General features: G+C 70.8%; 20 protein-coding genes and 2 pseudogenes. 15 read left to right on the top strand and 7 right to left on the bottom strand.

Annotation, left to right across the window (positions count from 1 at the left end):
- Nucleotides 1–18: 18 nt before the first annotated feature.
- Together N4G70_RS26415 and N4G70_RS26420 are read left to right on the top strand one after the other, a co-directional pair.
- On the top strand, nt 19–234 hold the full coding sequence (locus N4G70_RS26415; protein WP_261715253.1) for a hypothetical protein: 216 nt from the start codon (nt 19–21) through the stop codon (nt 232–234).
- Between the two features lie 94 nt (nt 235–328).
- Nucleotides 329–865, top strand: a complete 537-nt coding sequence (locus tag N4G70_RS26420; protein WP_261715210.1) for an SMI1/KNR4 family protein — start codon at nt 329–331, stop codon at nt 863–865.
- Between the two features lie 423 nt (nt 866–1,288).
- On the opposite strand, the gene N4G70_RS26425 is transcribed toward N4G70_RS26420, so the two are convergent.
- Nucleotides 1,289–1,690, bottom strand: a complete 402-nt coding sequence (locus tag N4G70_RS26425) for a hypothetical protein (RefSeq protein WP_261715211.1) — start codon at nt 1,688–1,690, stop codon at nt 1,289–1,291.
- A gap of 70 nt (nt 1,691–1,760) precedes the next feature.
- Here N4G70_RS26425 and N4G70_RS26430 point away from each other — a divergent pair.
- A pseudogene (locus N4G70_RS26430) lies at nt 1,761–1,952 on the top strand (IS701 family transposase); the annotation flags it as partial.
- Nucleotides 1,953–2,161: 209 nt separating this feature from the next.
- Here the strand turns inward: N4G70_RS26430 and N4G70_RS26435 are convergent.
- A complete protein-coding gene (locus N4G70_RS26435; protein WP_261715212.1) occupies nt 2,162–3,076 on the bottom strand; it encodes a LysR family transcriptional regulator in 915 nt (304 codons plus the stop codon).
- Nucleotides 3,077–3,182: 106 nt separating this feature from the next.
- On the opposite strand from N4G70_RS26435, the gene N4G70_RS26440 reads away from it, so the two are divergent.
- Entirely contained in the window at nt 3,183–3,644 is a 462-nt protein-coding gene (locus N4G70_RS26440) for a nuclear transport factor 2 family protein (protein WP_261715213.1), read from the top strand.
- Complete coding sequence (locus N4G70_RS26445; RefSeq protein ID WP_261715214.1) at nt 3,641–4,234, top strand: short chain dehydrogenase; 594 nt, start codon at nt 3,641–3,643, stop codon at nt 4,232–4,234. Before N4G70_RS26440 ends, N4G70_RS26445 begins: the two co-directional genes overlap by 4 nt.
- A gap of 529 nt (nt 4,235–4,763) precedes the next feature.
- Here the strand turns inward: N4G70_RS26445 and N4G70_RS26450 are convergent.
- On the bottom strand, nt 4,764–5,729 hold the full coding sequence (locus N4G70_RS26450) for a pirin family protein (protein ID WP_261715215.1): 966 nt from the start codon (nt 5,727–5,729) through the stop codon (nt 4,764–4,766).
- 157 nt (nt 5,730–5,886) lie between these two features.
- On the opposite strand from N4G70_RS26450, the gene N4G70_RS26455 reads away from it, so the two are divergent.
- Nucleotides 5,887–6,267 (top strand): M48 family metallopeptidase, encoded by a 381-nt coding sequence (locus N4G70_RS26455; protein WP_261715216.1) that lies wholly within the window; start codon nt 5,887–5,889, stop codon nt 6,265–6,267.
- A gap of 202 nt (nt 6,268–6,469) precedes the next feature.
- A complete protein-coding gene (locus N4G70_RS26460) occupies nt 6,470–7,519 on the top strand; it encodes a M4 family metallopeptidase (RefSeq protein WP_261715217.1) in 1,050 nt (349 codons plus the stop codon).
- 22 nt (nt 7,520–7,541) lie between these two features.
- Here the strand turns inward: N4G70_RS26460 and N4G70_RS26465 are convergent.
- The 3 genes and pseudogenes from N4G70_RS26465 to N4G70_RS26475 form a co-directional block, all read right to left on the bottom strand.
- Nucleotides 7,542–8,039: pseudogene (locus N4G70_RS26465) on the bottom strand (MgtC/SapB family protein); the annotation flags it as partial.
- Between the two features lie 250 nt (nt 8,040–8,289).
- Nucleotides 8,290–9,549 carry a phosphodiester glycosidase family protein gene (locus N4G70_RS26470; protein ID WP_261715218.1) on the bottom strand — a complete coding sequence of 420 codons (1,260 nt, stop codon included), beginning with the start codon at nt 9,547–9,549 and terminating at the stop codon, nt 8,290–8,292.
- A gap of 298 nt (nt 9,550–9,847) precedes the next feature.
- A complete protein-coding gene (locus tag N4G70_RS26475; RefSeq protein ID WP_261715219.1) occupies nt 9,848–10,333 on the bottom strand; it encodes a GNAT family N-acetyltransferase in 486 nt (161 codons plus the stop codon).
- 214 nt (nt 10,334–10,547) lie between these two features.
- Between N4G70_RS26475 and N4G70_RS26480 the strand changes: the two genes are divergently transcribed.
- Together N4G70_RS26480 and N4G70_RS26485 are read left to right on the top strand one after the other, a co-directional pair.
- Nucleotides 10,548–11,294 carry a hypothetical protein gene (locus tag N4G70_RS26480; protein WP_261715220.1) on the top strand — a complete coding sequence of 249 codons (747 nt, stop codon included), beginning with the start codon at nt 10,548–10,550 and terminating at the stop codon, nt 11,292–11,294.
- Between the two features lie 65 nt (nt 11,295–11,359).
- The gene (locus tag N4G70_RS26485) at nt 11,360–12,457 is read left to right on the top strand and encodes an SDR family NAD(P)-dependent oxidoreductase (RefSeq protein WP_261715221.1); all 1,098 of its coding nucleotides are present in this window, start codon (nt 11,360–11,362) and stop codon (nt 12,455–12,457) included.
- Between the two features lie 94 nt (nt 12,458–12,551).
- Here N4G70_RS26485 and N4G70_RS26490 read toward each other — a convergent pair whose 3' ends face one another.
- On the bottom strand, nt 12,552–13,991 hold the full coding sequence (locus N4G70_RS26490; protein WP_261715222.1) for an NAD(P)/FAD-dependent oxidoreductase: 1,440 nt from the start codon (nt 13,989–13,991) through the stop codon (nt 12,552–12,554).
- A 126-nt stretch (nt 13,992–14,117) separates the two neighbouring features.
- Here N4G70_RS26490 and trxA point away from each other — a divergent pair, with 126 nt between their 5' ends.
- From trxA to N4G70_RS26520, 6 genes are all read left to right on the top strand, one after another.
- Nucleotides 14,118–14,510, top strand: a complete 393-nt coding sequence (gene trxA, locus N4G70_RS26495) for a thioredoxin (protein ID WP_261715223.1) — start codon at nt 14,118–14,120, stop codon at nt 14,508–14,510.
- Nucleotides 14,511–15,222: 712 nt separating this feature from the next.
- Entirely contained in the window at nt 15,223–17,334 is a 2,112-nt protein-coding gene (locus N4G70_RS26500) for a hypothetical protein (RefSeq protein WP_261715254.1), read from the top strand.
- A gap of 100 nt (nt 17,335–17,434) precedes the next feature.
- Nucleotides 17,435–18,985: a GT4 family glycosyltransferase PelF gene (pelF, locus tag N4G70_RS26505; protein ID WP_261715224.1), complete on the top strand. Its 1,551-nt coding sequence runs from the start codon at nt 17,435–17,437 to the stop codon at nt 18,983–18,985.
- Nucleotides 18,986–18,993: 8 nt separating this feature from the next.
- Nucleotides 18,994–20,370, top strand: coding sequence for a hypothetical protein (locus N4G70_RS26510; protein ID WP_261715225.1), 1,377 nt, complete (start codon nt 18,994–18,996; stop codon nt 20,368–20,370).
- 103 nt (nt 20,371–20,473) lie between these two features.
- Nucleotides 20,474–21,475, top strand: coding sequence for an SDR family NAD(P)-dependent oxidoreductase (locus N4G70_RS26515; protein WP_261715226.1), 1,002 nt, complete (start codon nt 20,474–20,476; stop codon nt 21,473–21,475).
- Between the two features lie 30 nt (nt 21,476–21,505).
- The gene (locus N4G70_RS26520) at nt 21,506–22,219 is read left to right on the top strand and encodes a sugar phosphate nucleotidyltransferase (protein WP_261715227.1); all 714 of its coding nucleotides are present in this window, start codon (nt 21,506–21,508) and stop codon (nt 22,217–22,219) included.
- Nucleotides 22,220–22,224: the final 5 nt, after the last annotated feature.

A 22,224-nucleotide genomic window follows, 5' to 3' on the forward strand; every position in this document is an offset into this window, starting at 1 on the left:
GCGGGGTAATGGGACTCAATCACCTCGGTCAGGAACCGGACCTCTTCCACCACACCCGGCAACCACACCACCGCAGCCACCTACGACCCGGCCGGTGAGCCGATGACCGCCACCGATGCGATGGGCCGCATGACCCAGCAGGTCGAACCGGTCTCCGACGGACGCGCCATCACCACACGCTTCGGTTATGACGCGGTCGGCAACCGCACACGAATACAACATCAATATTATTGAGGACAATATCTCCAAGCACTGCGTCGTGCATCAAAGCCCGGCTGGTGGTCGAGTGACCGGAACCCCCAACTGTCGGAAGATTTAGGGAAGTGAAATGACTAACTATCTCACACAAGTGATCCGGCTGCTCGGAGGGGATGGAGATCCCCGCCCCTGCCCCGACAAGTGGCGCGAAATCGAAGCAGAATATGCGATCAGCCTTCCAGTGGACTATAAGGAATTGATCGAAAGGTTCGCCCCTGTAGAGCTCAACAATCGTCTTTACTTGCATCATCCCGGATTTGACTCATGGAATCTTTCACAGTGGATGAGAGAAACCGTGGATGCATTCGAGAATTGCCAATGGGAGGAGGTCACTGCACCCTCTCTAGATGCGGCTGAATTGTCATTCGGAAGCGGGGGCCTAATTCCCCTGGCTTCGACAACTGGGGGTGAATATCTATTCCTGCTCGCCAGGTCGGACAATGAACCCCTGCTCATCGTCCACGTCGGCGACGACGATGACTTTTACGAGTACGACATGGGATTTACTGAGTGGCTCTGCCGCTATCTGTCCGACGAGGAAACGGCCGGGCCGAACAGCAGCGCCGGATGGGCTGCTCCTGTACAAGTACGCAGGCTTCCGACGTAGCGGGGCTTGATGCCCCCCCACCTGCCGCAGCTGCGATTTACGCGCTCGTCTCGCCCGCCAGAAGGCAGCGCCGGCAGCCCGTGGTGTAGGTATGCGCGTTATGCCCGAAAGGCGGAATCCTGTTGAGTACCCATTCTTTGAGTGAGGCCCTGCCTGGACTGCGTTTCCTGTGGAGCGAGTCGCCCCGACAGGTCGACCGGGATAGAATTACTGCCGATCTGGGTGTGACTCTGCCTGCGGATTATCGCGAGCTTGCTTTATGAGCTTTATCCACGGTTTTCGATCGGAGATTTTCTCTTCGTCTCCATTCCGCAGCCGGGAGAGGAGCGAGGGTTTAGTAATCCAGCCGTAGATCGTGACCTTGCTTGCGAACGGGACCGCTGCTGAGCGGCCTGCATACGCCAAGGTGGCCGTCCCCGCAGATCACTGGCTGGGGCGGGTAATGACGATGTCGATGGCGCCTGCGTCCGGCCCTGGCGAGTCCACTGCGACACGCACGTTGTACTCGCCGCGGTCGCCTACTCGATGCACGAAGCGGGTCAGTTGCTCGACATCGCCGACTGCGATGCGGCCGTCAGGCAGCAGGAGGGAGCCGTCGAAGACGGTGGTGAAATCCGGGTCGGGCCCTTCGGCCTCCGGCGCTTGGGGCTGCGCGAAGAGACGCACCTTTATGAGTCCCCTCTGAGCTCGAACCCGAACAGCCACGTGGGTGTCGCAGCCGGCCGCGGGCGCAGACTCCAAAGCGAGGGAGACTGGAACCCAGTCGGTCGCTCCCAGGTGCAGCACCGGGTGATTCACGTAAATGTCGACTCCGGCGACCTGCATGGTGCTCCTCATGCTCGCAATAGGTGCGGCCACCGTTGATCATCGGCGGGTGAAGACAAACGATCATGCAGTGGCCGCAGGTCACAGAGTAGACCCGGCCCGTTGGCAGGAAGCGTTCGAGGCCCTTATGGGTCGCATAGCCGGCCGGTTCGCCCGGGTTGAGCCCCGGCGCCGGACCGGACGGCTGGTGCTCGGGCTACTGTCGGATCTGCCGCGCAAGAGCTGCTGGAGCATCGCCGAGTGGGCCGGGGAGGTCAGCCCGCACGGCGTGTCGAGCGGAGGTGAGAGACCTCCGCCTCCTGGCCGTCGCAGTGGCCGGGTGAAGCTGAGGGCAGCCTGATCCGGGAGACGCCGGGGAGGGTGGGAGCAGCCCTGACAACGCCGGGACGTGCCGGAACTGCCAGATGGCGCGGGTCCGGCTACTGGACTTGAATGCGTGAGGTTGGCTTGGTCGTGGTCATCTGTCCATGGTCAGGCCGGTGCCTGCGAGGCAGTGTCGCTGCATACGGCCCGGCAGCTGAGGAAGAAGGCGTCGACGGCGTCGTCAACCAGTTGGGTGTGCGGCCGGGCGACACCGATCTGGCTGGGACTGACGCCCGTCACAGGCCGGTAGACGACGTCCGGGCGCTGGTAGTAGCGGGCGGTCGCCTCGGGGGTGAGGCTGATGCCATGGCCGTGCGCGATCGCGTTGAGCCATTCATCGGGGTGGTGCGCGACCGCGCCGATACGCACAGGGTGGCCCTCTCGCTCGTCGGCCGCGAGCCAGTAGTCGCGCCACTCCCCTGACTCGGCGGGGGGCGCCACGAACGGTTCGTCGTACAGATCCTGGAACCGGATCCGGTCCTCCGCTGCGAGGCGATGCCCCACAGGCAGGGCGATCCAGCGTGGCTCGGTCAGCAGCACCTCGACGTCGAGGTCGCTCTCCGCGGGCACCGGCAGGCGCAGCAAGGCCACGTCGACCTCGCCGGTGGCCAGCCCGGCGGTGGGGTCGGTCCATTCGGTCTGCCGCATCTGGACCCGCCAGCCGGGGCGCCGCCGGGCGAAGTCGGCGATGATCGGCTGGGTGTGCTCATTGGCGGCGCTGGCCACGAAGCCGACCCGTAGCGTGCGTGCGGCCCGGGTTGTGGCGCCCCGGGTGACGCGCAGCGCACGCTCCCAAGCGGTCAGCACGGCGCCGGCGTGGGCGGCCAGAGCCTCACCAGCCTCGGTGGGGGCCATCCCGGCGCGGGAACGGACGAACAGGTCCGCTTCCAGTTGGGCTTCCAGCTGCCGGATCTGCTTCGTCAGCGCGGGCTGTGAGACGTACAGACGTTCTGCGGCCCGCGTGAGGTTGCCTTCCTCGACCACCGCCGCGAAGTACCTCAACTGACGGGTGTCGATATCCATGCCGCCAGGTTATGGAAGCAGGTATTGGACGACTACAGCGGCCCGGCGAGATCGTTGATCACGCGACCGGGACAGCCCGGTACCGAACCCGCCGGGGAGAATCCAGATGACGACGAGTGAAGCCGTGTCCGATCCCAAGGTCGAGGCCATCAACCACTTCTTCTCCGCCTACGCCGCCAACGACGTCGAAGCGATGAGCGTGGTCCTGGCTCCGGACATCGAGTGGACCATCCCGGGCCACCACCCTCTGTCGGGCATCAAGCACGGACTCGACGAAGTGGTCAGCTTCTTCGGCCAGCTCGGCAGGGCGGGCTTCCAGGCCGAACCCGTGTTTCTCGGCAGCAACGGTGAGTACGTCGTCGACGTCCACCGAGGCTGGACGACTCAGGGCGTGGGCCAGGTGGACACGATGTGGGCACTGGTATGGCACTTCGACGCCGACGGCCAGGTCGATCGAGTGGCCAACCTCAGCGGCGACCAGCACCAGATGGACAACTACGTCTGGGCCAACTTCCCGCTGGCACCCCTTCCAGCCCGCCTCGCCCGACGACAGAAGGAATCAGCATGAAAATCATTGTGATCGGAGCAACCGGCACCATCGGCCGTGCGGTCGCAGACGCGCTGGAGACCGAGCATGAGGTGATACGGGCGTCACGCAACAGCAGCACACGTGTCGACCTGGAGATACCGGCCTCCATCGACGCCCTTTTCGACACCGTCGGCACAGTGGACGCGGTCATCTGTTGCGCGGCCAGCGGTCAGCTGACTCCGCTCACATCCCCTTCCGACGACGAGTTCACTCTCGGTCTGAAAGGCAAGCTGCTGGGACAGGTGAAGCTGCTACGCCGGGCCCTGGACCACGTGCGGGACGGCGGGTCCATCACGCTCACCAGCGGCATCTTCCAAGAGCCCACGCCAGGCGGCTCGTTCGGCGCTCTGGTCAATGCCGGGCTGGAGGCGTTCGTCCGGGCGGCAGCCATCGAAATGCCCCGCAGGGTAAGGGTGAACGTCGTCAGCCCAGGATGGGTGAAGGAGACGCTCGAAAAGCTCGGTATGGACAACAGCGGCGGCACGCCGTTGAGCGACGTCGCCCACACCTACATCGAAGTTGTCACAGGGCAGATGCAGGGACAGACTCTGACCCCTACCCTCCGCTGACAGCCGGAACGTCGGCAAACTGAACCGGCTTGGTTGGCGTCCGCCGTCCATGCCTGATTGGCCGAAGCGGCTGTCCTGCCAGATGGCTTGTGAGCCCTCGCCTCCCCGGTCGATGCTGCGGCAGCACCCCTCCGAGCCAGCCGAGCACTCGTCCAGTGGTTGTTCGATCCCCACAAATGCCCTGCCCAGGCGTGACGGCATCCGCTCGTGCATCGCACGGGCGCCGCCGTCCCGGACTCCGTCGGCGCCCGAGGTCAGCAATGCCGTTTCCGCTCTTTCACCGGCGACCACAACCATGCGCTCCTGATCTGCGCCGCCATCCTCTCCTACCGACATGACGCGCCGTCACAAAGGTCAGCATTGGGTCAGCGTTGGGATTACTAAAGCCGCCCACCCAAGCTCGCACTATCCGCAGCACACGCCCTCATCCCGACGCCGAAGGAGAGAGCTCCGGACTGAGAGGAGAGGGCACCTTCAGCCTTGTCGCCCGCCTCAATCAGGCGGGCGGCTGCCCCAACATCCGCGCAGCTCAGCGCACCCGACCCCGCGGTTTCAGCGGCACGGCCGGGAGTTCGGGAGCCGGGATCGGAGGGCCGCCGTAACCCTTCACCTCGCCGAAGCGATCACCGTTCATCCAGTCCGATCGGGCCTGCTGGATCTCCTCGTTGGACCGGCCGACGAAGTTCCACCACATCAGGATCTCCTCCTCGAACGGCTCGCCGCCGAGCAGCATCACGGAGGCGTCCGAGGCGGCGCGCAGGGGGAGTTCGGTGCGGCCGCAGCCCAGGTAGAGCATCGAGCCCGGGAGCAGCGGCACTTCGTCTACGTGGGCCTCGCCCGACATGGACAGGACGGCGTATTCGAAGTCCGGGTTGAGGGGGAGGCGGGTCTCGGCTCCCGCCGTGAGGGTCAGGTCGGCGCCGACGATCGGGGTGTACGTGCTGCCGGGCGACGCGGCGCCGTCCAGTTCGCCCAGGATCACCGTCGCGTCGACACCCGGCGCTGTCACGTGCGGGAGGTCGGCGTGGTGCTGGAAGTGCGGCTCGACGTGGCGGTGGGCGTCGGGCAGGGCCACCCACAGTTGGGCTCCGTGCAGGAACCGGCTGTGCGCCTTGGGGGTCTCCTCCGAGTGGCTGATGGCCTGGCCGGACGTCATCAGGCCCAGCTCCCGCGGGCGTACGGTCTGAAGACTGCCCAGGCTGTCGCGGTGCAGCACCTCGCCCTCGTGCAGCCAACTCACCGTCTGCAGGCCCATGTGGGGGTGCGGCGGCACCTGCATGCCGGGCTCGTCGGCGATGTCGTCGGGGCCGTAGTGGTCGACGAAGGCCCAGGCGCCGACCATGCGGCGCCCCAGGTTGGGCAGCAGCCGGCGCACCTCGGTGGACTCGCCGAGCCGCACGGTGCGGGGGGAAAGAAGCTCGCGCACCGGCTCCGCCACGACGAAGCCGCGGCCGCCGCAGACGGAGAGCGCGGGCTGGCGATCGAGATTGCTCATGCGGTCAACATATTCCCTTCCGGGCGCCTCGCGACCACGAACCGCCTCCGGGCGGCCTCACCCGGCCCCACCCTCACTAGTGGAATGTTCAACAAGCGGTCGCTGTTGAGGGAGGCGCACGGCCCCCACCCCGGGGCCCCGACCCCAGGACGCGCCCATGACCACCGCACGCAGTGAAGTGACGGACAGTTACTACGAGTTCGGCACGGCCTCCGACCGCTGGGACCGGGCCCGGATGTTCTTCGAGGCGAAGGAGTACGTCACCGCCGCGGGCATCCTGGCCGGTCTGGTCGGCGAGGTGCCCGAGCAGGTGGGCCCGCGTCTGCTGCTGGCCCGCGCCTACTACCACTCCGCCCAGCTCACGAAGGCCGAGGCCGAGCTGCGGGCCGTGCTCGAACGGGATCCGGTCGAGCGGTACGCCACGCTCATGCTGGGCCGCACCCTGGAACGCCAGGGCCGCCCGGCCGAGGCCGCGCCCCATCTGCGGATGGCCGCGGCCATGGCGGGCGAGTTCCCGGAGGCCGAGGGGTCCGAGTAACCGCGGGCAGAGCCGGTCGACGCGCGGGCGGACCCCGCGCGGGGAGCCCAACCGCACGGTTCGACAGCCGGACAGCACGGGTCGACAGCAGCCGGACAGCACGGGCACTCCTCCCCGTCGAGGGGCGCCCGCCGGTCAGGGCATTCCGCCAACCCGACTGCTGGCAGTGACAGTTGTGTCACGCTGTGCCACATTGCTGAGCATGAACAATCCCGCCACCTTCTGCACCGTCGTACCTCCCCACATCCTCGACCGGCTGGCCCAGCACGAGGATCCCGCCGTGTACGAGCCCGCGCGCCGCACCCTGGAGCACGACGCCCAGCTGCGTACCCGGCGCCGGATCACCACGGTCCGCGGCGCCGCCGCCCCCGCCGGCACGCCGTCGGACCACCCCGACCGCACCATTTACGACGCCGGACACCGGGCGGCGCTGCCCGGCACGAAGGTGCACTCCGAGAGCGATCGGCCCACGGGCGACGCCTCCGTCAACCGCGCGCACGCCGGCCTCGGTGCCACGTTCGAGTTGTATCTGAAGGCGTACGGACGCCACTCCATCGACGACTCCGGGATGCCGCTGATCGGGACCGTGCACTACGGCGAGCAGTACGACAACGCCTTCTGGAACGGCGAGCAGATGGTCTTCGGCGACGGTGACGGAGAGTTGTTCCTGGACTTCACGCTGCCGGTCGACGTCATCGGCCATGAACTCACGCACGGCGTCACGCAGTTCACCGCGAACCTGGACTACTTCGGCCAGTCGGGCGCGCTCAACGAGTCCGTGTCCGATGTGTTCGGCTCGCTCATCAAGCAGTACGCGCTGGGCCAGAGCGCCGACCAGGCCGACTGGCTCATCGGCGCGGGCCTGCTCGGCCCCCGCATCCACGGCGACGCGCTGCGCTCGATGAAGGCCCCGGGCACCGCGTACGACGACCCGCAGCTCGGCAAGGACCCGCAGCCGGCCGCCATGGACGACTATGTGCGCACCGGCCGCGACAACGGCGGGGTGCACATCAACTCGGGCATCCCCAACCACGCCTTCTACCTGGTGGCCACCGCGCTCGGCGGCAACGCCTGGGAGCGCGCGGGGAGGATCTGGTACGCCACGCTCACCGGCGGCGAGCTCGGCGCGGACGCCCAGTTCTCCGACTTCGCCCGGCTGACCGTGGCGACCGCGCGCCGTCTGTTCGGCGAGGGTGACGAGAACGAGGCGGTGCTCAAGGCCTGGTCCCAGGTCGGCGTGCCGGCAACCTGACGCGCTCCCGGTCCGCGACCGGCCGGTCGCACGCGACCGTGGCGCGCGCCGCGTCCCGCCCGTCCTCGGCCCCGGAGGTCTCGGGGTCGTGCCGGGGCGCGGGCGCCCGGTCGAGCAGCCGTCCGGCCGGCCGCAGCAGCAGATGGACGGCGAGGACGGCGGCGGTGCCGATGAGGGCGAGGTCGAGCCGTCCCGAGGCGGCCAGCACCCCGAGGGCCGCCGAACACCACAGCGTGGCCGCGGTGTTGAGGCCGTGCACGGACGCGCCGTCGCGCAGGATGACTCCTCCGCCGAGGAATCCGATGCCGGAGACGACATAGGCGGCGACCCTGGTGGGGCCGGCCTCGTCGCCGACCGCCTCGCTGTAGAGGACGAACAGGGTCGCGCCCGCGGCGACGAGGGCGTTGGTGCGCAGCCCGGCGGTGCGGGCACGCCACTGGCGCTCGACGCCTATCAGGGCGCCGCAGGCGATGCCGACGGTGAGCCGCAGGGCGAAGTCGAAAGTGGTGAGGGTGGCCATGGGAGCTCCTCCCGTCCGGCCGGATCCGGCCGGACGTGCGGGCCTCGCGGAGCGCCGGGGGCGCTACCGCGGACCGTGGGGACATGAGGGCAGGGGGGTGCGCGACCGATGCCGGTCCGCGTCGGCGGTACTTCGCTCCATGCCCTCACCCCCTCGACGAGCTCCTGCGTCTTCTACGACGTGACCCGTCGACCGTAGCCCATATTTGCGCGGATACGCAAGTATGCCGCCAGGTGCGCGTGCGGCCGCGTCACTTCGCGTACACGGCGACGAAGTCCCTGGTGGCCCGGGTGTAGTAGCGCTCCGGCGGGTTGTCGAAGTCGAGGAGGTTGACCGGCTTCGGGTTGGCCGGGTCCCCGGCGGGGTCGTAGCTCATGAAGGAGGGCCAGGCGCGGTTCATGTCGAGCGGCATGGCGCGCACGGCGCCCGCCCGCTGCATGAGGTCGGCGAGGGTGCGGGCGGTGAGGGCCTGGCCGACGACCATGATGACGTCGCCCCGCGCGGTCACGCCCACACCCGAGCGCTCGACGAACATCCGACTCTGGTCGGTGGCACCCCACTTGGAGTCGATGTCGATGCCGGGCACGACCTTGCCGTCGTCGACCATGAGCTCAAGACACTGGCGCACCCCGACCACCTCGCGCGTCATGCCGACATCGCGCCCCCACTGACCGACCTTGATCGAACCGTCCCGATAGAAGACCTCCGAGGCCGCCCCGTCGCGCAGCTCCCCCGCCGTGTCGCCGGCCAGGTAGAAGCCCCCGCGCGAGCCGCCGTCGGTGACCTTGAAGCCGCCGTTCCAGGTGGCCAGGAGTCCGGTGCGCCGCCCCTGCGGAATGGTGGGCGGCACGGAGAAGGTGCCACCGGGCTCACGCACTCCCGGGTGCAGTTCGAAGCGCGCCCTGCGTCCGTCGATCCAGGCGACGGCCGCCTGGTAGGAGGTGTGGTCGCGGTCGGGCCGTACATAGGTGCCCTGCACCACCGGTTCGCCGTGCGCGGCGCTCAGCACCCGCCACACGCCCTCGCCCGGCAGCCCGGGAGCGACCAGAGGCCGCATGGGTGCGCGCAGCGGCACGTCCTGGTGGTGGACGGGCACGGCCGGGGCGGTCGCCCTCATCCGGGCCAGCGCCTCGTTCGGCAGGGACCCGCCGACCTGCGGCGGGTCGAGCTCGTACTGGAGGTTCTCCAACTTGTCGACGACGGCGCCCAGTTCGTGCTCGCGGGCCCAGCCGGCCAGCCGGGCCGCGGTGCTGTCGTCGCCCGGGTAGGTCAGGGCGTCCCCCACCGAGTAGCCGAGGGTGGCGATGCCCAGCAGGCCCGCGGCGAGCGCGCCCCGCAAGGTCAGCTTGCGCCGTGCGAGGCCGCGGGGAGTCAGTGCGCTCCGGGGTTTCCACGGCAGTCGGCGACGCCGCCCGGTCGCCGTCGCACCGCCCGGACACGTCGCGCCCGGCCCGCTCGGACCGTCCCCCGGATCGTCGCTCTCGGGCCGCCGCCCCGCGCTGTCCGCCATGTCGCCCTCTCCCGGCGGGCTGTCCTGGCCCGTGGCGCCCGTCGCGGAGGACTCGCCCCTCCGTGGTGGGCCGCCGGGACCGGCCCGCCATGCCGTTTCATAACGTAATCGGGCTTTTCCGGCGCTACGAGCCGGGGCGGGCGTCCGGATGAGGCCGCGGGCGGCGGCGGCCAACCGGCCGCACCCGTCCGCGGCGGAGGCCCCCACCCCGTTCGGACCGGCGGCAGGCCGGGCGGCCGCCACCGTGCGGCGAAATCGGCGGCGCCGGATCCGGGGCGAGCGGGAGGCTCAACTCCCTTTACTGGATGGGGAGTTCGAGCTCCGGGCGGTCCCACATCACCGCGGGCGGGTTGGCCGTGACCGTGCCGACGCGCTCGGCTCCCACGCTCAGGTAGAAACCCTCGGCCGGGGGGTGCGAGACGATCCGTACGCGGTCGAGACCGGCGGCGCGTGCCGTGTCCTTCAGGTGGGCCATCAGGAGGCGCCCGATGCCGAGGCCCTGGGCGTCGTCCGAGACGAACAGCAGGTCCAGTTCGGGGGGTGTCAGCAGCAGGGCGTAGAACCCGAGCACCCGGTCGTCCGGGCCGACCGCGACATGGACCTCGTGGGCCTCGATGTAGTCCGGGCCCACCCGGTATCCGGCGATCATCGGCGCGTAGGGGCCCTCATAGGCGCGGGAGGTGCGCACCAGGTGGGTCAGTCGCTTGGCGTCGCGGGCCGTCGCCCGGCGGACAAGCGCCCCGTCATGCGCCGCCCCCGCCCTGTCCGTAACACGTGAACTCATGTGGAGAGTATTACTCATCGGTGTGACACCAGGGCCTCCGGCCCCCTTGCGTACGACAGGAACAGCCCGACGGGATCCAGCCGAATTCGAGTGCGCCCAGGATGTGTTGAGGCCATGCGTCCCACGCCACAGGGGGTGTCCCGGGCGTCAAAGGTGCGTGGCCGATACCGCGTGGTGGGGGCGGGTACGGCGCGACGCGGGGTAGAGAGGGGGCATGACCGACCATCTTCTGTCGCCGGCCCTGTACGCCTTGATGATCGTCCTGGTCATGAAGGTCTCGGACGCTCTGCCCCGGCGCACGTTCAGCCCCCGCAACCCACCGAAGGTGGCCATCGGCCTCTGGCTGCTCGTGGCGATCCCCTCCCTGTCGCAGTTCGCCTTCCCGGGGATCTACGACGCCCTGCACCGCGATTCCGGCCTGATCATCGACCATGGCCAGTGGTGGCGGGCGTACACCTCGTTCATGGTCCAGGACGGCGGGGTCGGGGGAACCGCGTTCAACCTCTTCGTGCTCGCCCTCATCGGCTACGTCGCGGAACGCGTGTGGGGCAGCCGCATGCTGTCGGCGCTCGTCCCCGCCCTGCTGCTCGTGTTCAGCATCGACACGTTCCTGGTCCACGGCCCTCCCGGCGGCGGCAACTCGGGCCTCACCTTCCGGCTCGCCACCAGCATCGCCGGCCTCGCCCTGCTCACCCGCCCCGGCCGCCGCCAGACGCTGCTCGCCGCCGCGATCGTGGCCGATGGCGCGGTGCTGCTGCTGCTCGGCGACGGCCACGGCGAGCCCATGATCACCGGGATCGTCGCGGGTCTGGTCGCCGCCCTCGTCCAGCGCCGGTGGCCGCGCGCGTGGCAGCCGGTCGCGGCCGACCCGACGGCGGTACGCCCCGACTCCCCCGAGGCCGGGCAGGCCCGCGCCCCCAAGGACGCCCCCGAGCCGGAGGGCGGCCTGGAGGGCCGCTGACCCTAAAACCCGCGCCACATGGGCGAGTTGACTGAGAGCGCACTTCAACTCCTAGCCTCGCCGCCATGACCACTTCGGAACAACTCACCCCTCAGCACCCGACCGGATCGGGCTTCGGGGCCCGCAGCACAACGGCCGACGTCCTCGGTGGAGTCGACCTGCACGGAAAGCTCGCGATCGTCACCGGCGGCTACTCGGGGATCGGCCTGGAGACCACCCGCGCGCTCGCCGGGGCCGGCGCCCGCGTCGTGGTTCCCTCCCGGCGGCGCGAGGTCGCCGAGGCGGCCGTCGCGGACATCCCCGGCGTCGAGGTGGACGCGCTCGATCTCGCCGACCTGGACAGCGTGCGCGGCTTCGCCGACCGCTTCCTCACCTCCGGCCGCACCATCGACATCCTGATCAACAGCGCCGGGGTCATGGCGTGCCCCGAGACGCGGGTGGGCCCGGGCTGGGAGGCCCAGTTCGCGACCAACCACCTGGGCCACTACGCCCTGGTCAACCGGCTGTGGCCGGCGCTCGCCGAAGGCGGCGCGCGGGTCGTCGCGGTGTCCTCGCGGGGTCACCAGCTCTCCGCGATCCGCTGGGAGGACCCGCACTTCCTGCGCGGCTACGACAAGTGGCAGGCGTACGGGCAGGCGAAGACCGCCAACGCGCTGTTCGCCGTGCACCTCGACCGGCTGGGCCGGGAGGCGGGGGTGCGCGCGTTCTCGTTGCACCCCGGGGAGATCAACACCGCGCTCGTACGCCATGTCTCGGCCGAGGAGCGGATCGCGGCGGGCTGGGTCGACGCCGAGGGCAACTGGTCGCTCGACTTCAAGACCCCCGACCAGGGCGCCGCCACCCAGGTGTGGGCGGCGACCTCCCCGCGGCTGGCCGGGCTCGGCGGCGTCTACTGCGAGGATTGCGACATCGCCGAACATGTCGAGCCGCGTGCCACCGACGCCACCGGATCCGCCGGATCCAGCAGGGCGAAGGGGGCCGACGACCCGACCGGCCTCGCCGCAGACACCGGCACCGGCACCGGCACCGGCACCGGCGATGGCGAGCTCGACCATGACGTGCTCACCAGCGGCGTACACCCCCACGCGACCGACCCCGAAGAGGCGGCCCGGCTCTGGGCGCTCTCGGCCGAGCTCACCGGGGTCGACGCGTTCTCGGCGTGACCGGCCGAGGCCCGGGGGCTTTGCCCCGGACCCCCTGCGTGCCGCAAGGGCGCTCGTCCTCGAAACACCGACGGGTTGAGGGGGTCCTGCCGCCTCAGCCCCGGTACGTCTCCAGGAGGCGCAGCCACACCTCGCTGATCGTCGGGTACGACGGGACCGCGTGCCACAGGCGCTCCAGCGGTACCTCGCCGGCGATGGCCACCGTCGCCGAGTGGATCAGCTCGCCGACGCCGGGGCCCACGAAGGTGACGCCGAGCAGGACACGCCGGTCCTCGTCGACGACCATACGGGCCCGGCCCCGGTAGCCCTCGGCGTACAGGCCCGCGCCCGCGACGCCGCTCATGTCGTAGTCGACCGCCCGCACCCGTCGCCCCGTGGCCCGCGCCTCGGCCAGGGTGAGGCCGGCCGAGGCGGCCTCGGGGTCGGTGAAGACGACCTGGGGAACGGCAGCGTGGTCGGCGGTCGCCGCGTGGGCGCCCCAGGGGTCGCTCTCCAGGACCGGGACCCCGGCGGCGCGGGCCGCGATGGCCGCGCCGGAGATCCTGGCCTGGTACTTGCCCTGGTGGGTCAGGAGCGCCCGGTGGTTCACATCGCCGACCGCGTACAGCCAGTCGCTGCCCTCGACGCGGCAGGAGTCGTCGACGGGCAGCCAGGAGCCGGGGTCGAGGCCGATGGTGTCCAGGCCGATGTCGTCCGTGCGCGGGGCGCGGCCGGTGGCGAAGAGGATCTCGTCGGCCTCCAGGCGCTCCTCGCCCCCGGGCCCCCGCACCGAGACCGTCAGCGTGCCGGTCGCGGCGTCGCGCGCGACATCCGTGACCGAGGTCCCCATACGGAGCTCGGCGCCCGCCTCGCGCAGGGCGTCGGCGACCAGCTCGCCCGCGAAGGGCTCCATCTTCGGCAGCAGCCCCTCGCCGCGCACCAGCACGGTGACGCGGGCGCCGAGCGCCTGCCAGGCCGTGGCCATCTCGACGGCCACCACTCCCCCGCCGACCACCACAAGGCGGCCCGGCACCTCCTTGGCGCTGGTGGCCTCGCGGCTGGTCCAGGGGTGCACGTCGGCCAGGCCGGGGAGGTCCGGCAGTTGGGCGCGGCTGCCGGTGCATACGGCGACGGCGTGGCGGGCGGTCAGGACGTGGTGCTCGCCCTCGGGGCTGGTGACGCTGACCTTGCGGGTGCCGTACAGGCGCCCGTGTCCGCGGTAGAGGTGGACGCCGATGCCGTCGAGCCATTCGACCTGCCCGTCGTCCTTCCAGTGGGAGGTGTAGTCGTCGCGGTGGGCCAGGACCGCCTGGGCGTCGAGCGGGCCCTGCACCGACTGGCGCAGTCCCGGCACCCTGCGGGCCTCGGCCCGGGCCACCACGGGGCGCAGCAGCGCCTTGCTCGGCATGCAGGCCCAGTACGAGCACTCGCCCCCGACGAGCTCGCTCTCCACCACCGCACAGCTCAGGCCGGCCGCCCGCACCCGGTCGGCGACGTTCTCGCCGACCGGACCCGCACCCAGCACCACCACGTCGTATTCCTCGGCTTCGGTCATAGGCACAGTCTGGTGGTCGGTGTACCCGGAGGCCACAGGGGCACCCGCCGAGAACGGAATAGCGCGGCGGCGCACGCCGTTGTGCGAGGCGGTCCCCACCCCTGGGGCCGGGAAGAGGTAGGTGTGATGGCGACTGTCGAGCTGACCAAAGAGAACTTCGACTCGGTCGTGTCCGACAACGGATTCGTGCTGATCGACTTCTGGGCGGCCTGGTGCGGCCCGTGCCGTCAGTTCGCCCCGGTGTACGAGGCCGCGTCCGAGCGCCACGACGACCTCGTCTTCGCCAAGGTGGACACGGAGGCCCAGCAGGAGCTGGCGCAGGCCTTCGACATCCGGTCGATCCCGACCCTGATGATCGTCCGTGACAACGTGGCGGTCTTCGCCCAGCCCGGCGCGCTGCCCGAGGCGGCCCTGGAGGATGTCATCGGCCAGGCCCGCGGCCTGGACATGGACGAGGTCCGCAAGTCGGTCGAGGCGGCCCGGAGCGAGGCGCGGGAGCAGCCCCGGCAGCCGGAGTGAACCCGCGCGCCACAGCGTGATCGCATCGCTCACGTACGGCCCCCGCCCTCTTGGGCCGGGGGCCGTTCGCCGTCCGGGGCGGAGTGGTGGTTCACCCCGATCGTGCGGGTCAACCGCGCCCCTCCCGCCCCGGCCGACGCCCGCCGGCACGGCAGCCGCCCGCGTACCGGCGGCTCCCGTACACCGGTCGGCCCGTTCCCCAAGGTCGGCCGGTTTCGTGTGTCCGATACCGAACATCCCCGGGCCGGATTCGAGTGGGTGTTTCGCTCGCCTGGCCGAAAATCGGATACGGCCCATGCCACCTGGTTGTCTGGACCATTGGCGGTATGCGCCCGCGTGCGCCCCCTGGGCGGCAAGCGGTTGCGGCGCCGGATCGCTCCGTTTTCCGGGGCTCCGCGCGTCTCGACGCGATCGACCGGAAGCACGGATACCGGTTCATGCCCCGGCCCGCGCCCCATCACAACGGCCGCATTTTTTCGTCATGTTTCACATAAGCCACTCGAAAACTCCTTGAAGGGCCGCACTATGTGACGCGACAGAGCGGAACGCCGGGGCCTCCTCATCGGGGCGCGGACGGTTGCGCCGGGGGTGGGGTCCGTACAGGCAGGGGAGCCGAACGGACCTCCAGGGGAGGGGACTTCACCGCGTGAAGCGGAACACACATCGCAGCAGACACGTCCCCGGCCTGGCCGTGGGGACTGTGCTGCTGGCCATGGGCTTACCGGCGGCGCCGGCGTACTCGGCGGCGCCCGCGCCCCGCATCGACCTCAAGGTCCTCGTCGTCTCCGACGGCGGCCCCGCCACCGACGCCATCACCGCGGAACTCGACGGCGAAGGCACCCCGTACACCGAGGTCGACCTGACGAAATCCGGCCGCCCGGTGATCGACCAGGCGTTCCTGGCCGACACCGTGAACGGAGTCCCCCGGGCCAAGTTCCAGGCGGTGGTCCTGCCCAACGACAACCCCTTCCCGGCGGGCTCCGCCGAGATGGCCGCGCTCGCCGCGTACGAGAAGACGTATGCGATCCCCCAGGTCGACGCCTACACCTACGCGCGTCCACAGGTGGGTCTTCAGCCGGCCGCCACCAGCGGCTACAGCGGCCCGGTGGACGGCCTCAAGGCGCAGGTCACCGCCGCGGGCCGCGGCACCGGCCCGTTCGGCTACCTCAACGGGAGCGTGCCGTTCGAGGACAACTCACCGGCTGTCAGCGAGAGTTACGCCTTCCTTTCCCAGCCGGCCGCGGGCGCCGACTTCACCAGCTACGTCGAGGCACCGCTCCCCGGCAGGACGGGCAACGGCACCCTCGTCGGCGAGTACCGCCACGACGGGCGCCGGGAGCTCGTCGTCACCTTCGCGTACAACCGCCACCAGGAGCAGTTCAAGCTGCTGGCCCGGGGCATCGTCGACTGGATGACGCAGAACGTGCGGCTCGGCGCCTCGCGCAACTACTTCGCGGTCCACGTGGACGACGTGTTCGCCGGCGACGACCGCTGGGACGCCACCCTCAACTGCACGCCCGGCGACGTCGACTGCCCGCCCGGGCAGGGCGTCCAGGACTCGATCCGGATGACCCCGGCCGACGTGGCCGGCGCCGTGGCCTGGGAGAAGGCCCGCGGCTTCACGCTAGACCTCGCCTACAACGGCGGCGGCAGCGTCGAGTACCGCGAGAACCACGGCGGGGCCGACCAGCTCGCCGACGCCCTCACCGCGACCAGGAACGACTTCCGCTGGGTCAACCACACCTACGACCACGCCTACCTCGGCTGCGAGCAGAACGTCACGGTCGTCCCGTGGAAGTGCGCGACCAACCCGGACGGCTCCACCAAGTATGTGAGCCAGACCGAGATATCCAGGGAGATATCCGCCAACGACCAGTGGGCCAAGGGCGTCGGGCTTCCCGTCTCCTCCGACGAGTTGATCACCGGAGAGCACTCCGGGATGCGGCTCCTGCCCCAACAGCCGCAGGACAACCCGTACTTGGCGCCCGCGCTCACCGCCAACAACATCGGCTGGCTCGGCGCCGACATGTCGCGCGACCCCCAGCAGCGCCCGGTGGGCGGCGCCCTCACCGTGGCCCGCTACCCGATCAACATCTTCTACAACGCGGGCCACGTCGCCGAACAGGTCGACGAGTACAACTGGATCTACACCAGCCGCACCCAGGGCGGCAGCGGGCTCTGCGACGACCTGCCGAACACCACCTGTCTGCCCGGGCCGCTCGACGCCGCCACCGGGTACACGGGCCACATCGTGCCCCTGGAAACCCGGGTCGCCCTCGGCCATGTGCTGGGCAACGACCCCAGGCCGCACTTCATCCACCAGTCCAACCTGGCCGAGGACCACATCGGCTATCCCGTGCTCGACGGGGTGCTCGACCAGTACCGGACGCTGTACGCGCCCAGCGCTCCGCTGATCAACCCGCGGATGAAGGACATCGGCGCCGAACTGCGCGACCGGGACGCCTGGAGCGCCGCCGTGAAGGCGGGCCAGGTCACCGCGTACCGGATCGGCGACAGCGTGACCGTGCAGGCCCCCGCCGGCGTGGCCGTCACCGCGACGATGCCCAACGGCACCCGTCAGGTCCTGGGCACCGGCTCCACCGCCTTCGGCCAGGCCTACGCGGGCAGCGTGTCCGGCTGGGTGTCACCACAGTCCGGGCAGGCCGCCGTGGCTTTGACGCTGGCGCCCTCTCCCGCCAGAGCGCTCGCGCCACAGTCCCGCTCCGCGTCGTCCGCCGAGCGCGCGACGGCGCCGACCGCACCGCGCACACCGGTTCCCGCCGGCGTCACCCGACCGGTCCCGTACGGCGCCGAACGGCGCTGACACCGGGCCACACCGGCTCCCGAGGTCCGCCGCCAACGCGGCGACGGACCGCCGGGGCGTGTTCACCACCCACCGCTCTCATCAGCCGCGGAGCGCATGCATGCACGTACGACACCGCGCGCCGCGCTCCGGCGCGGCGCGGGTCACCCTGCTCACCGAGGGCACCTACCCGCACAGCCACGGCGGGGTGAGCGTCTGGTGCGACCAGCTCGTCACCGGAATGCCCGACATCGACTTCGACATCATCGCGGTGACCGGCACCGGTCGCGAGCCCACCGTGTGGGACCTTCCGCCGCACGCATCCGAGGCCGTCTCGGTCCCCATGTGGGGCCCCGCGCCCGGGGGCTCGGCCCCGCGAGGCCGACACGAACGGCGCCTCATGGCCGCCTACGAACGCTTTCTGACCGCCCTGCTCGACCCGTCGGCCGAGAGCGCCTTCGGGCCCGCCCTGTACGAGATGGCACGGGCCGCCCGGGACGGACAGCTCAGCCCCGCGCTCCGCGGCGACCGGGCGATACGGGTCCTGACCGAGGTGTGGAACCGGCCGGGGCTCGCGGTGCGCGAGGCCCGGCCGACCCTGCACGACGCGGTCACCGCGACCGGCCTGCTGGAACACGCGCTGCGGCCGCTCGCCGCGACCCCGCCAAGCCAGGGCGTGTCGCACGCGGTGAGCGGCGGGGTGGCCGTCCTGCCGGGGCTCGCGGCGGCCGAACTCCACGGCGTACCGCTGCTGTTGACCGAGCACGGGGTCTATCTGCGCGAGCGCTATCTCGGCTACCGGACCGCCCCGTACCGGTGGCCGGTCAAGGCGGTCCTTCTGGGGTTCTTCCGGCTGCTCGCCGAGGAGACCTACCGGCGGGCCGCGCTGATCACGCCGGGCAACCAGTACAACCGGCTCTGGGAGGAGCAGGGCGGGGCCGATCCCGGGCTCATACGCACGGTGTACAACGGGGTCGATCCGGCGGCGTTCCCGCCGGCGGGGCCCGAGCCGTCGGCGCCGACGCTGAGCTGGGCCGGGCGAGTCGACCCGATCAAGGATCTGGAGACGCTCATCCGCGCCTTCGCCAAGGTGCGGAGCGAGCTTCCGGGAGCCACGCTGCGTCTGTTCGGGGGCACGCCCCGGGGCGGCGAGGCGTACCGGGAGCGGTGCGAGGCGCTGGCCGCCTCGCTCGACCAGGGCGACGCGGTCACCTTCGAGGGCCGCGTCGAGGACATCAGGGACGCCTACGCCGCGGGCAACGTGGTCATGCTGTCCAGCATCAGCGAGGGCTTCCCCTTCACGCTCATCGAGGCGATGAGCTGCGGCCGGGCCACCGTCTCCACCGACGTGGGAGGGGTGCGCGAGGCGGTCGGCGAGGCCGGTCTCGTGGTGCCGCCGCGCGATCCGGCCGCGATGGCCGCGGCCGCTCTGGAACTCCTGGGCGATCCGGTGCGCCGGGCCGCGATGGGGGAAGCGGCACGGCTGCGGGTCGTCGAGCAGTTCACGCTGCGCCAGACCGTCGACACCTTCCGGGCCATCTACCTCGAACTCTCCGTACGCGGCGGGCTCGTACCGGTGCGGCGCGTCGCCGACGGCGAGGACGTCACGATGTCGCTGCGTCTGGTGCCCGCCGGGGTACCGGCCGATGAGCTGAGCCGGGTGGCGGGGTGAGCGGGCCCATGCGTCTGGAGCCGTCCGACGGCCGCGACGACACGCTGACGCTCCGGCTCGCCACCGAGTCCACGATGACGCTGCGCCTGCCGGGACAGCGGCGGAACCGGCCGGGCAAGGACGCGGCGGTGGACCGGCTCGCCGCCGAACTCGCCGACCACATAGGGCCCGCGGTCCATGCCTATGAGGTCGCGGCGGTCCTGGAGTCCGAGGGCCTGACGGCCGAGCGGATCGCCGACGAGTACGGCCACCGCGATCTGTTCGCGCTCGCCGAGGACCTGTACGGGCGCGTGCCGCGCAGCTTCCCTGAGCCGCCACCGGCGGCCGATCCCTGGGCGGCCGATCCGGTCCGCTGCGGTCTGCGCGGCGCCCTGTTCGCGCTGCCGGGGCTCGCCTATCCGCTGACCGCCCGGCTGTGGCTGAGCGACCGTGCGGTGCTCGCCCTGGTCGTCGCGGGCCTCATCTCGTGGGCGTGGGGTCAGGGTCTTGGCCACCGGGCCTATCTGCGGATGGCCTCGGGACGGCCCGAGGCGGCCCGCACCCTGAGGGTGGGCGCCCCGCTCGGCGCGCTGCTCGCCTTCGTCACGGGGCTCGCGATCGCGGGCCCGAGCCGTGCCGCGTTCTTCGTGGCGGGCCAGTCCTGCTATCTCGCGGCGGCCGGGATCCTGCTGGTCCTGGCGCGCGAGCGGCTGCTGCTCGCCGCGCTCATCCCGCTGATGGTGGGGGCGGCGGCCCTGCCGTTCCGGGAGCCGGGGGTGGTGGCGCGGGTGGGGGTCAGCGTGTTCACGCTGGTCCTGGTGGTCGTGGCCGTGGTCTATTGCCTGCGCGAGACGATGCGGCAGCCGGCGGCGAGCGCGCCGGTGACGCCCCGGCTGATGGCCTCGCTCCCCTACGGCCTCTTCGGGCTCGGCGCGGGGGTGCTGGTGGCCTTCGCCGGACAGCGCCACCCGCTCGCGGTGATCGGGCTGACGCTCAGCATGGGGCCCGCCGAATGGCTGCTCTACCGCTATCGGGGGCTCTCGGTCGCGGCGCTGCGGGCGACGGCCACTCCGGCCGCGTTCCGCCGTCGATCGGCGGCCGTCCTGGGTGGCTGCCTCCTCGTCTATCTCTCCGTGCTGTTTCCCGCGGCGCTGTTCACCGGCGCCGAACCGGCCCCCCTGCTCGCGCTGGCCGCGCTGCTGTGGACGGCGCTGCTGCTCCAGGCCTTCGGCATCGCCTGGGTGCCCGCCGCCGTCACCCTGGCGGCAGCCGCCGGGGTCGCCTCGGCGGACCTGGTCGCGCCACCGCCCGGCCCCCTGCCCGAGCTGCTCTGTTGTTCGCTCGCCGCCCTGGCCCTGACGGGCACCACCCTGCGCCTGCTCGGGCGGCCGACCGCGCACACCTGAGCCGCGTCACCGCCCCCACCCGGCACCAGCCGGGCCACCGGGCCTCACACACCGCACCCGAATGATCACCACACGTGTCCAACCACCTTGAGAGGAGCGGCAGTTGACCTCCGCACCGCTTGTCGCCGTCACCGGAGCCGAAGGCTTCATCGGCTCCCATCTCACCGAGGCCCTCGTCGCCACCGGGCACCGGGTCCGCGCGATGGCCCAGTACAACTCCTTCTCGTCCTACGGCTGGCTGGAGACCCTGTCCGCCGACGTCCTGGACCAGGTGGAGATCGTCCTGGGCGACGTCCGCGACCCGGGCTCGGTGCGCGGTCTGCTCGAAGGGGCCGAAGCCGTCTACCACTTGGCGGCCCTGATCGCGATCCCGTACTCCTACCAGGCCCCGCACAGTTACGTGGACACCAACGTCACGGGCACGCTCAACGTCCTGGAGGCGGTCCGCGCGCTGGAGATCCCGCGCCTGGTGCACACCTCCACCAGCGAGACGTACGGCACCGCGCGGACCGTGCCCATCACCGAGGACCACCCGATCAACACCCAGTCCCCGTACGCCGCTTCGAAGGCCGGCGGGGACCGGCTCGCGGACAGCTACTTCGCGAGCTTCGCGACTCCCGTGGTGACGCTGCGGCCGTTCAACACCTACGGGCCCCGCCAGTCGATGCGGGCCGTGATCCCCACCGTCATCGGGCAGGTCGCGGCGGGCGCGCGCACCATCACGCTCGGCGATCTGCGTCCCACCCGGGACTTCACGTTCGCCGCCGACACCGCGCAGGCCTTCCTCGCCGTGGGCACCGCCCCCGCCGAGCGGGTGGTGGGACGCACCTTCAACGCCGGTACCGGGACCGAGATCTCGGTCGGCGACCTGGTGCGGCTCATCGGCAAGGTGATGGGCGCCGAACTCGACGTCCAGGAGGACGAGCAGCGCATCAGACCGGCCAACTCCGAGGTGATGCGCCTGGTGGCGGACGCGAGCCGGCTCACCGAAGCCACCGGCTGGCAGCCCGGGTTCGGCCTGGAGACCGGCCTGGAACGGACCGCGGAGTTCTTCCTGGACCCCGGCAATCTCGCCCGCTACAAGACCGGCATCTACAACATCTGACCTGCCAGTCCCACTCCGAGGGAGGCTCCCATGCACGCAGTGATCATGGCCGGTGGCAAAGGCGTCCGGCTGCGGCCGTACACCACGGCGCTGCCCAAGCCGCTCGTTCCGATCGGTGACCAGCACGCGATCCTGGAGATCGTGCTGCGCCAGCTCGCGGCCGCCGGGTTCACCGGCTGCACCATCGCCATCGGCCATCTGGGCCACATCATCCGCGCCTATGTGGGGGATGGTGAACGCTGGGGCCTGAAGGTCGACTACAGCACCGAGGAGAGCCCCCTGGGCACCATCGGCCCACTCCTGACCATGCGCGACAGACTGCCCGAGTCCTTCCTGGTCATGAACGGGGACATCCTCACCGACCTCGACTACGCGGACGTCCTCACCCGGCACCGCGCCAGCGGCGCGCCGCTGACGATCGCCACCTACGCCCGCAAGGTGCAGATCGACTTCGGGGTGCTGACCACCGTCGACTCCGAGGTGGTGGCCTTCACCGAGAAGCCGAGCATGGACTACCGGGTCTCGATGGGGGTGTACGGCCTGTCGCTCGACACCCTGGCCGGGTACACCGCCGGGCTTCCGTTCGGCTTCGACGAGCTGGTCCTTGATCTGCTCAAGGCCCAAACCCCGCCGCACGCCTACCCGTTCGAGGGGTACTGGCTGGACATAGGCCGCCCGGACGACTACGACCGGGCGAACGCCGAGTTCACCACGCACCGTTCCCTCCTGCTGAAGGGGGCCTGACCGTC

The sequence above is a fragment of the Streptomyces sp. ASQP_92 genome (genome assembly GCF_025399895.1).
In the GTDB taxonomy this organism is placed as follows: Bacteria; Actinomycetota; Actinomycetes; order Streptomycetales; family Streptomycetaceae; genus Streptomyces.

What these genes read in the sequence shown, in the direction of transcription:
- N4G70_RS26450 (WP_261715215.1), bottom strand. Translation starts at nt 5,729, where the DNA reads ATGAGCAATCTCGATCGCCAGCCCGCGCTCTCCGTCTGCGGCGGCCGC.
- N4G70_RS26510 (WP_261715225.1), top strand. Translation starts at nt 18,994, where the DNA reads ATGCGTCTGGAGCCGTCCGACGGCCGCGACGACACGCTGACGCTCCGG.
- N4G70_RS26420 (WP_261715210.1), top strand. Translation starts at nt 329, where the DNA reads ATGACTAACTATCTCACACAAGTGATCCGGCTGCTCGGAGGGGATGGA.
- N4G70_RS26470 (WP_261715218.1), bottom strand. Translation starts at nt 9,549, where the DNA reads ATGGCGGACAGCGCGGGGCGGCGGCCCGAGAGCGACGATCCGGGGGAC.
- N4G70_RS26425 (WP_261715211.1), bottom strand. Translation starts at nt 1,690, where the DNA reads ATGCAGGTCGCCGGAGTCGACATTTACGTGAATCACCCGGTGCTGCAC.
- N4G70_RS26440 (WP_261715213.1), top strand. Translation starts at nt 3,183, where the DNA reads ATGACGACGAGTGAAGCCGTGTCCGATCCCAAGGTCGAGGCCATCAAC.
- N4G70_RS26475 (WP_261715219.1), bottom strand. Translation starts at nt 10,333, where the DNA reads ATGAGTTCACGTGTTACGGACAGGGCGGGGGCGGCGCATGACGGGGCG.
- N4G70_RS26480 (WP_261715220.1), top strand. Translation starts at nt 10,548, where the DNA reads ATGACCGACCATCTTCTGTCGCCGGCCCTGTACGCCTTGATGATCGTC.
- N4G70_RS26445 (WP_261715214.1), top strand. Translation starts at nt 3,641, where the DNA reads ATGAAAATCATTGTGATCGGAGCAACCGGCACCATCGGCCGTGCGGTC.
- N4G70_RS26520 (WP_261715227.1), top strand. Translation starts at nt 21,506, where the DNA reads ATGCACGCAGTGATCATGGCCGGTGGCAAAGGCGTCCGGCTGCGGCCG.
- N4G70_RS26485 (WP_261715221.1), top strand. Translation starts at nt 11,360, where the DNA reads ATGACCACTTCGGAACAACTCACCCCTCAGCACCCGACCGGATCGGGC.
- pelF (WP_261715224.1), top strand. Translation starts at nt 17,435, where the DNA reads ATGCACGTACGACACCGCGCGCCGCGCTCCGGCGCGGCGCGGGTCACC.
- N4G70_RS26435 (WP_261715212.1), bottom strand. Translation starts at nt 3,076, where the DNA reads ATGGATATCGACACCCGTCAGTTGAGGTACTTCGCGGCGGTGGTCGAG.
- N4G70_RS26455 (WP_261715216.1), top strand. Translation starts at nt 5,887, where the DNA reads ATGACCACCGCACGCAGTGAAGTGACGGACAGTTACTACGAGTTCGGC.
- N4G70_RS26460 (WP_261715217.1), top strand. Translation starts at nt 6,470, where the DNA reads ATGAACAATCCCGCCACCTTCTGCACCGTCGTACCTCCCCACATCCTC.
- N4G70_RS26490 (WP_261715222.1), bottom strand. Translation starts at nt 13,991, where the DNA reads ATGACCGAAGCCGAGGAATACGACGTGGTGGTGCTGGGTGCGGGTCCG.
- N4G70_RS26500 (WP_261715254.1), top strand. Translation starts at nt 15,223, where the DNA reads ATGGGCTTACCGGCGGCGCCGGCGTACTCGGCGGCGCCCGCGCCCCGC.
- trxA (WP_261715223.1), top strand. Translation starts at nt 14,118, where the DNA reads ATGGCGACTGTCGAGCTGACCAAAGAGAACTTCGACTCGGTCGTGTCC.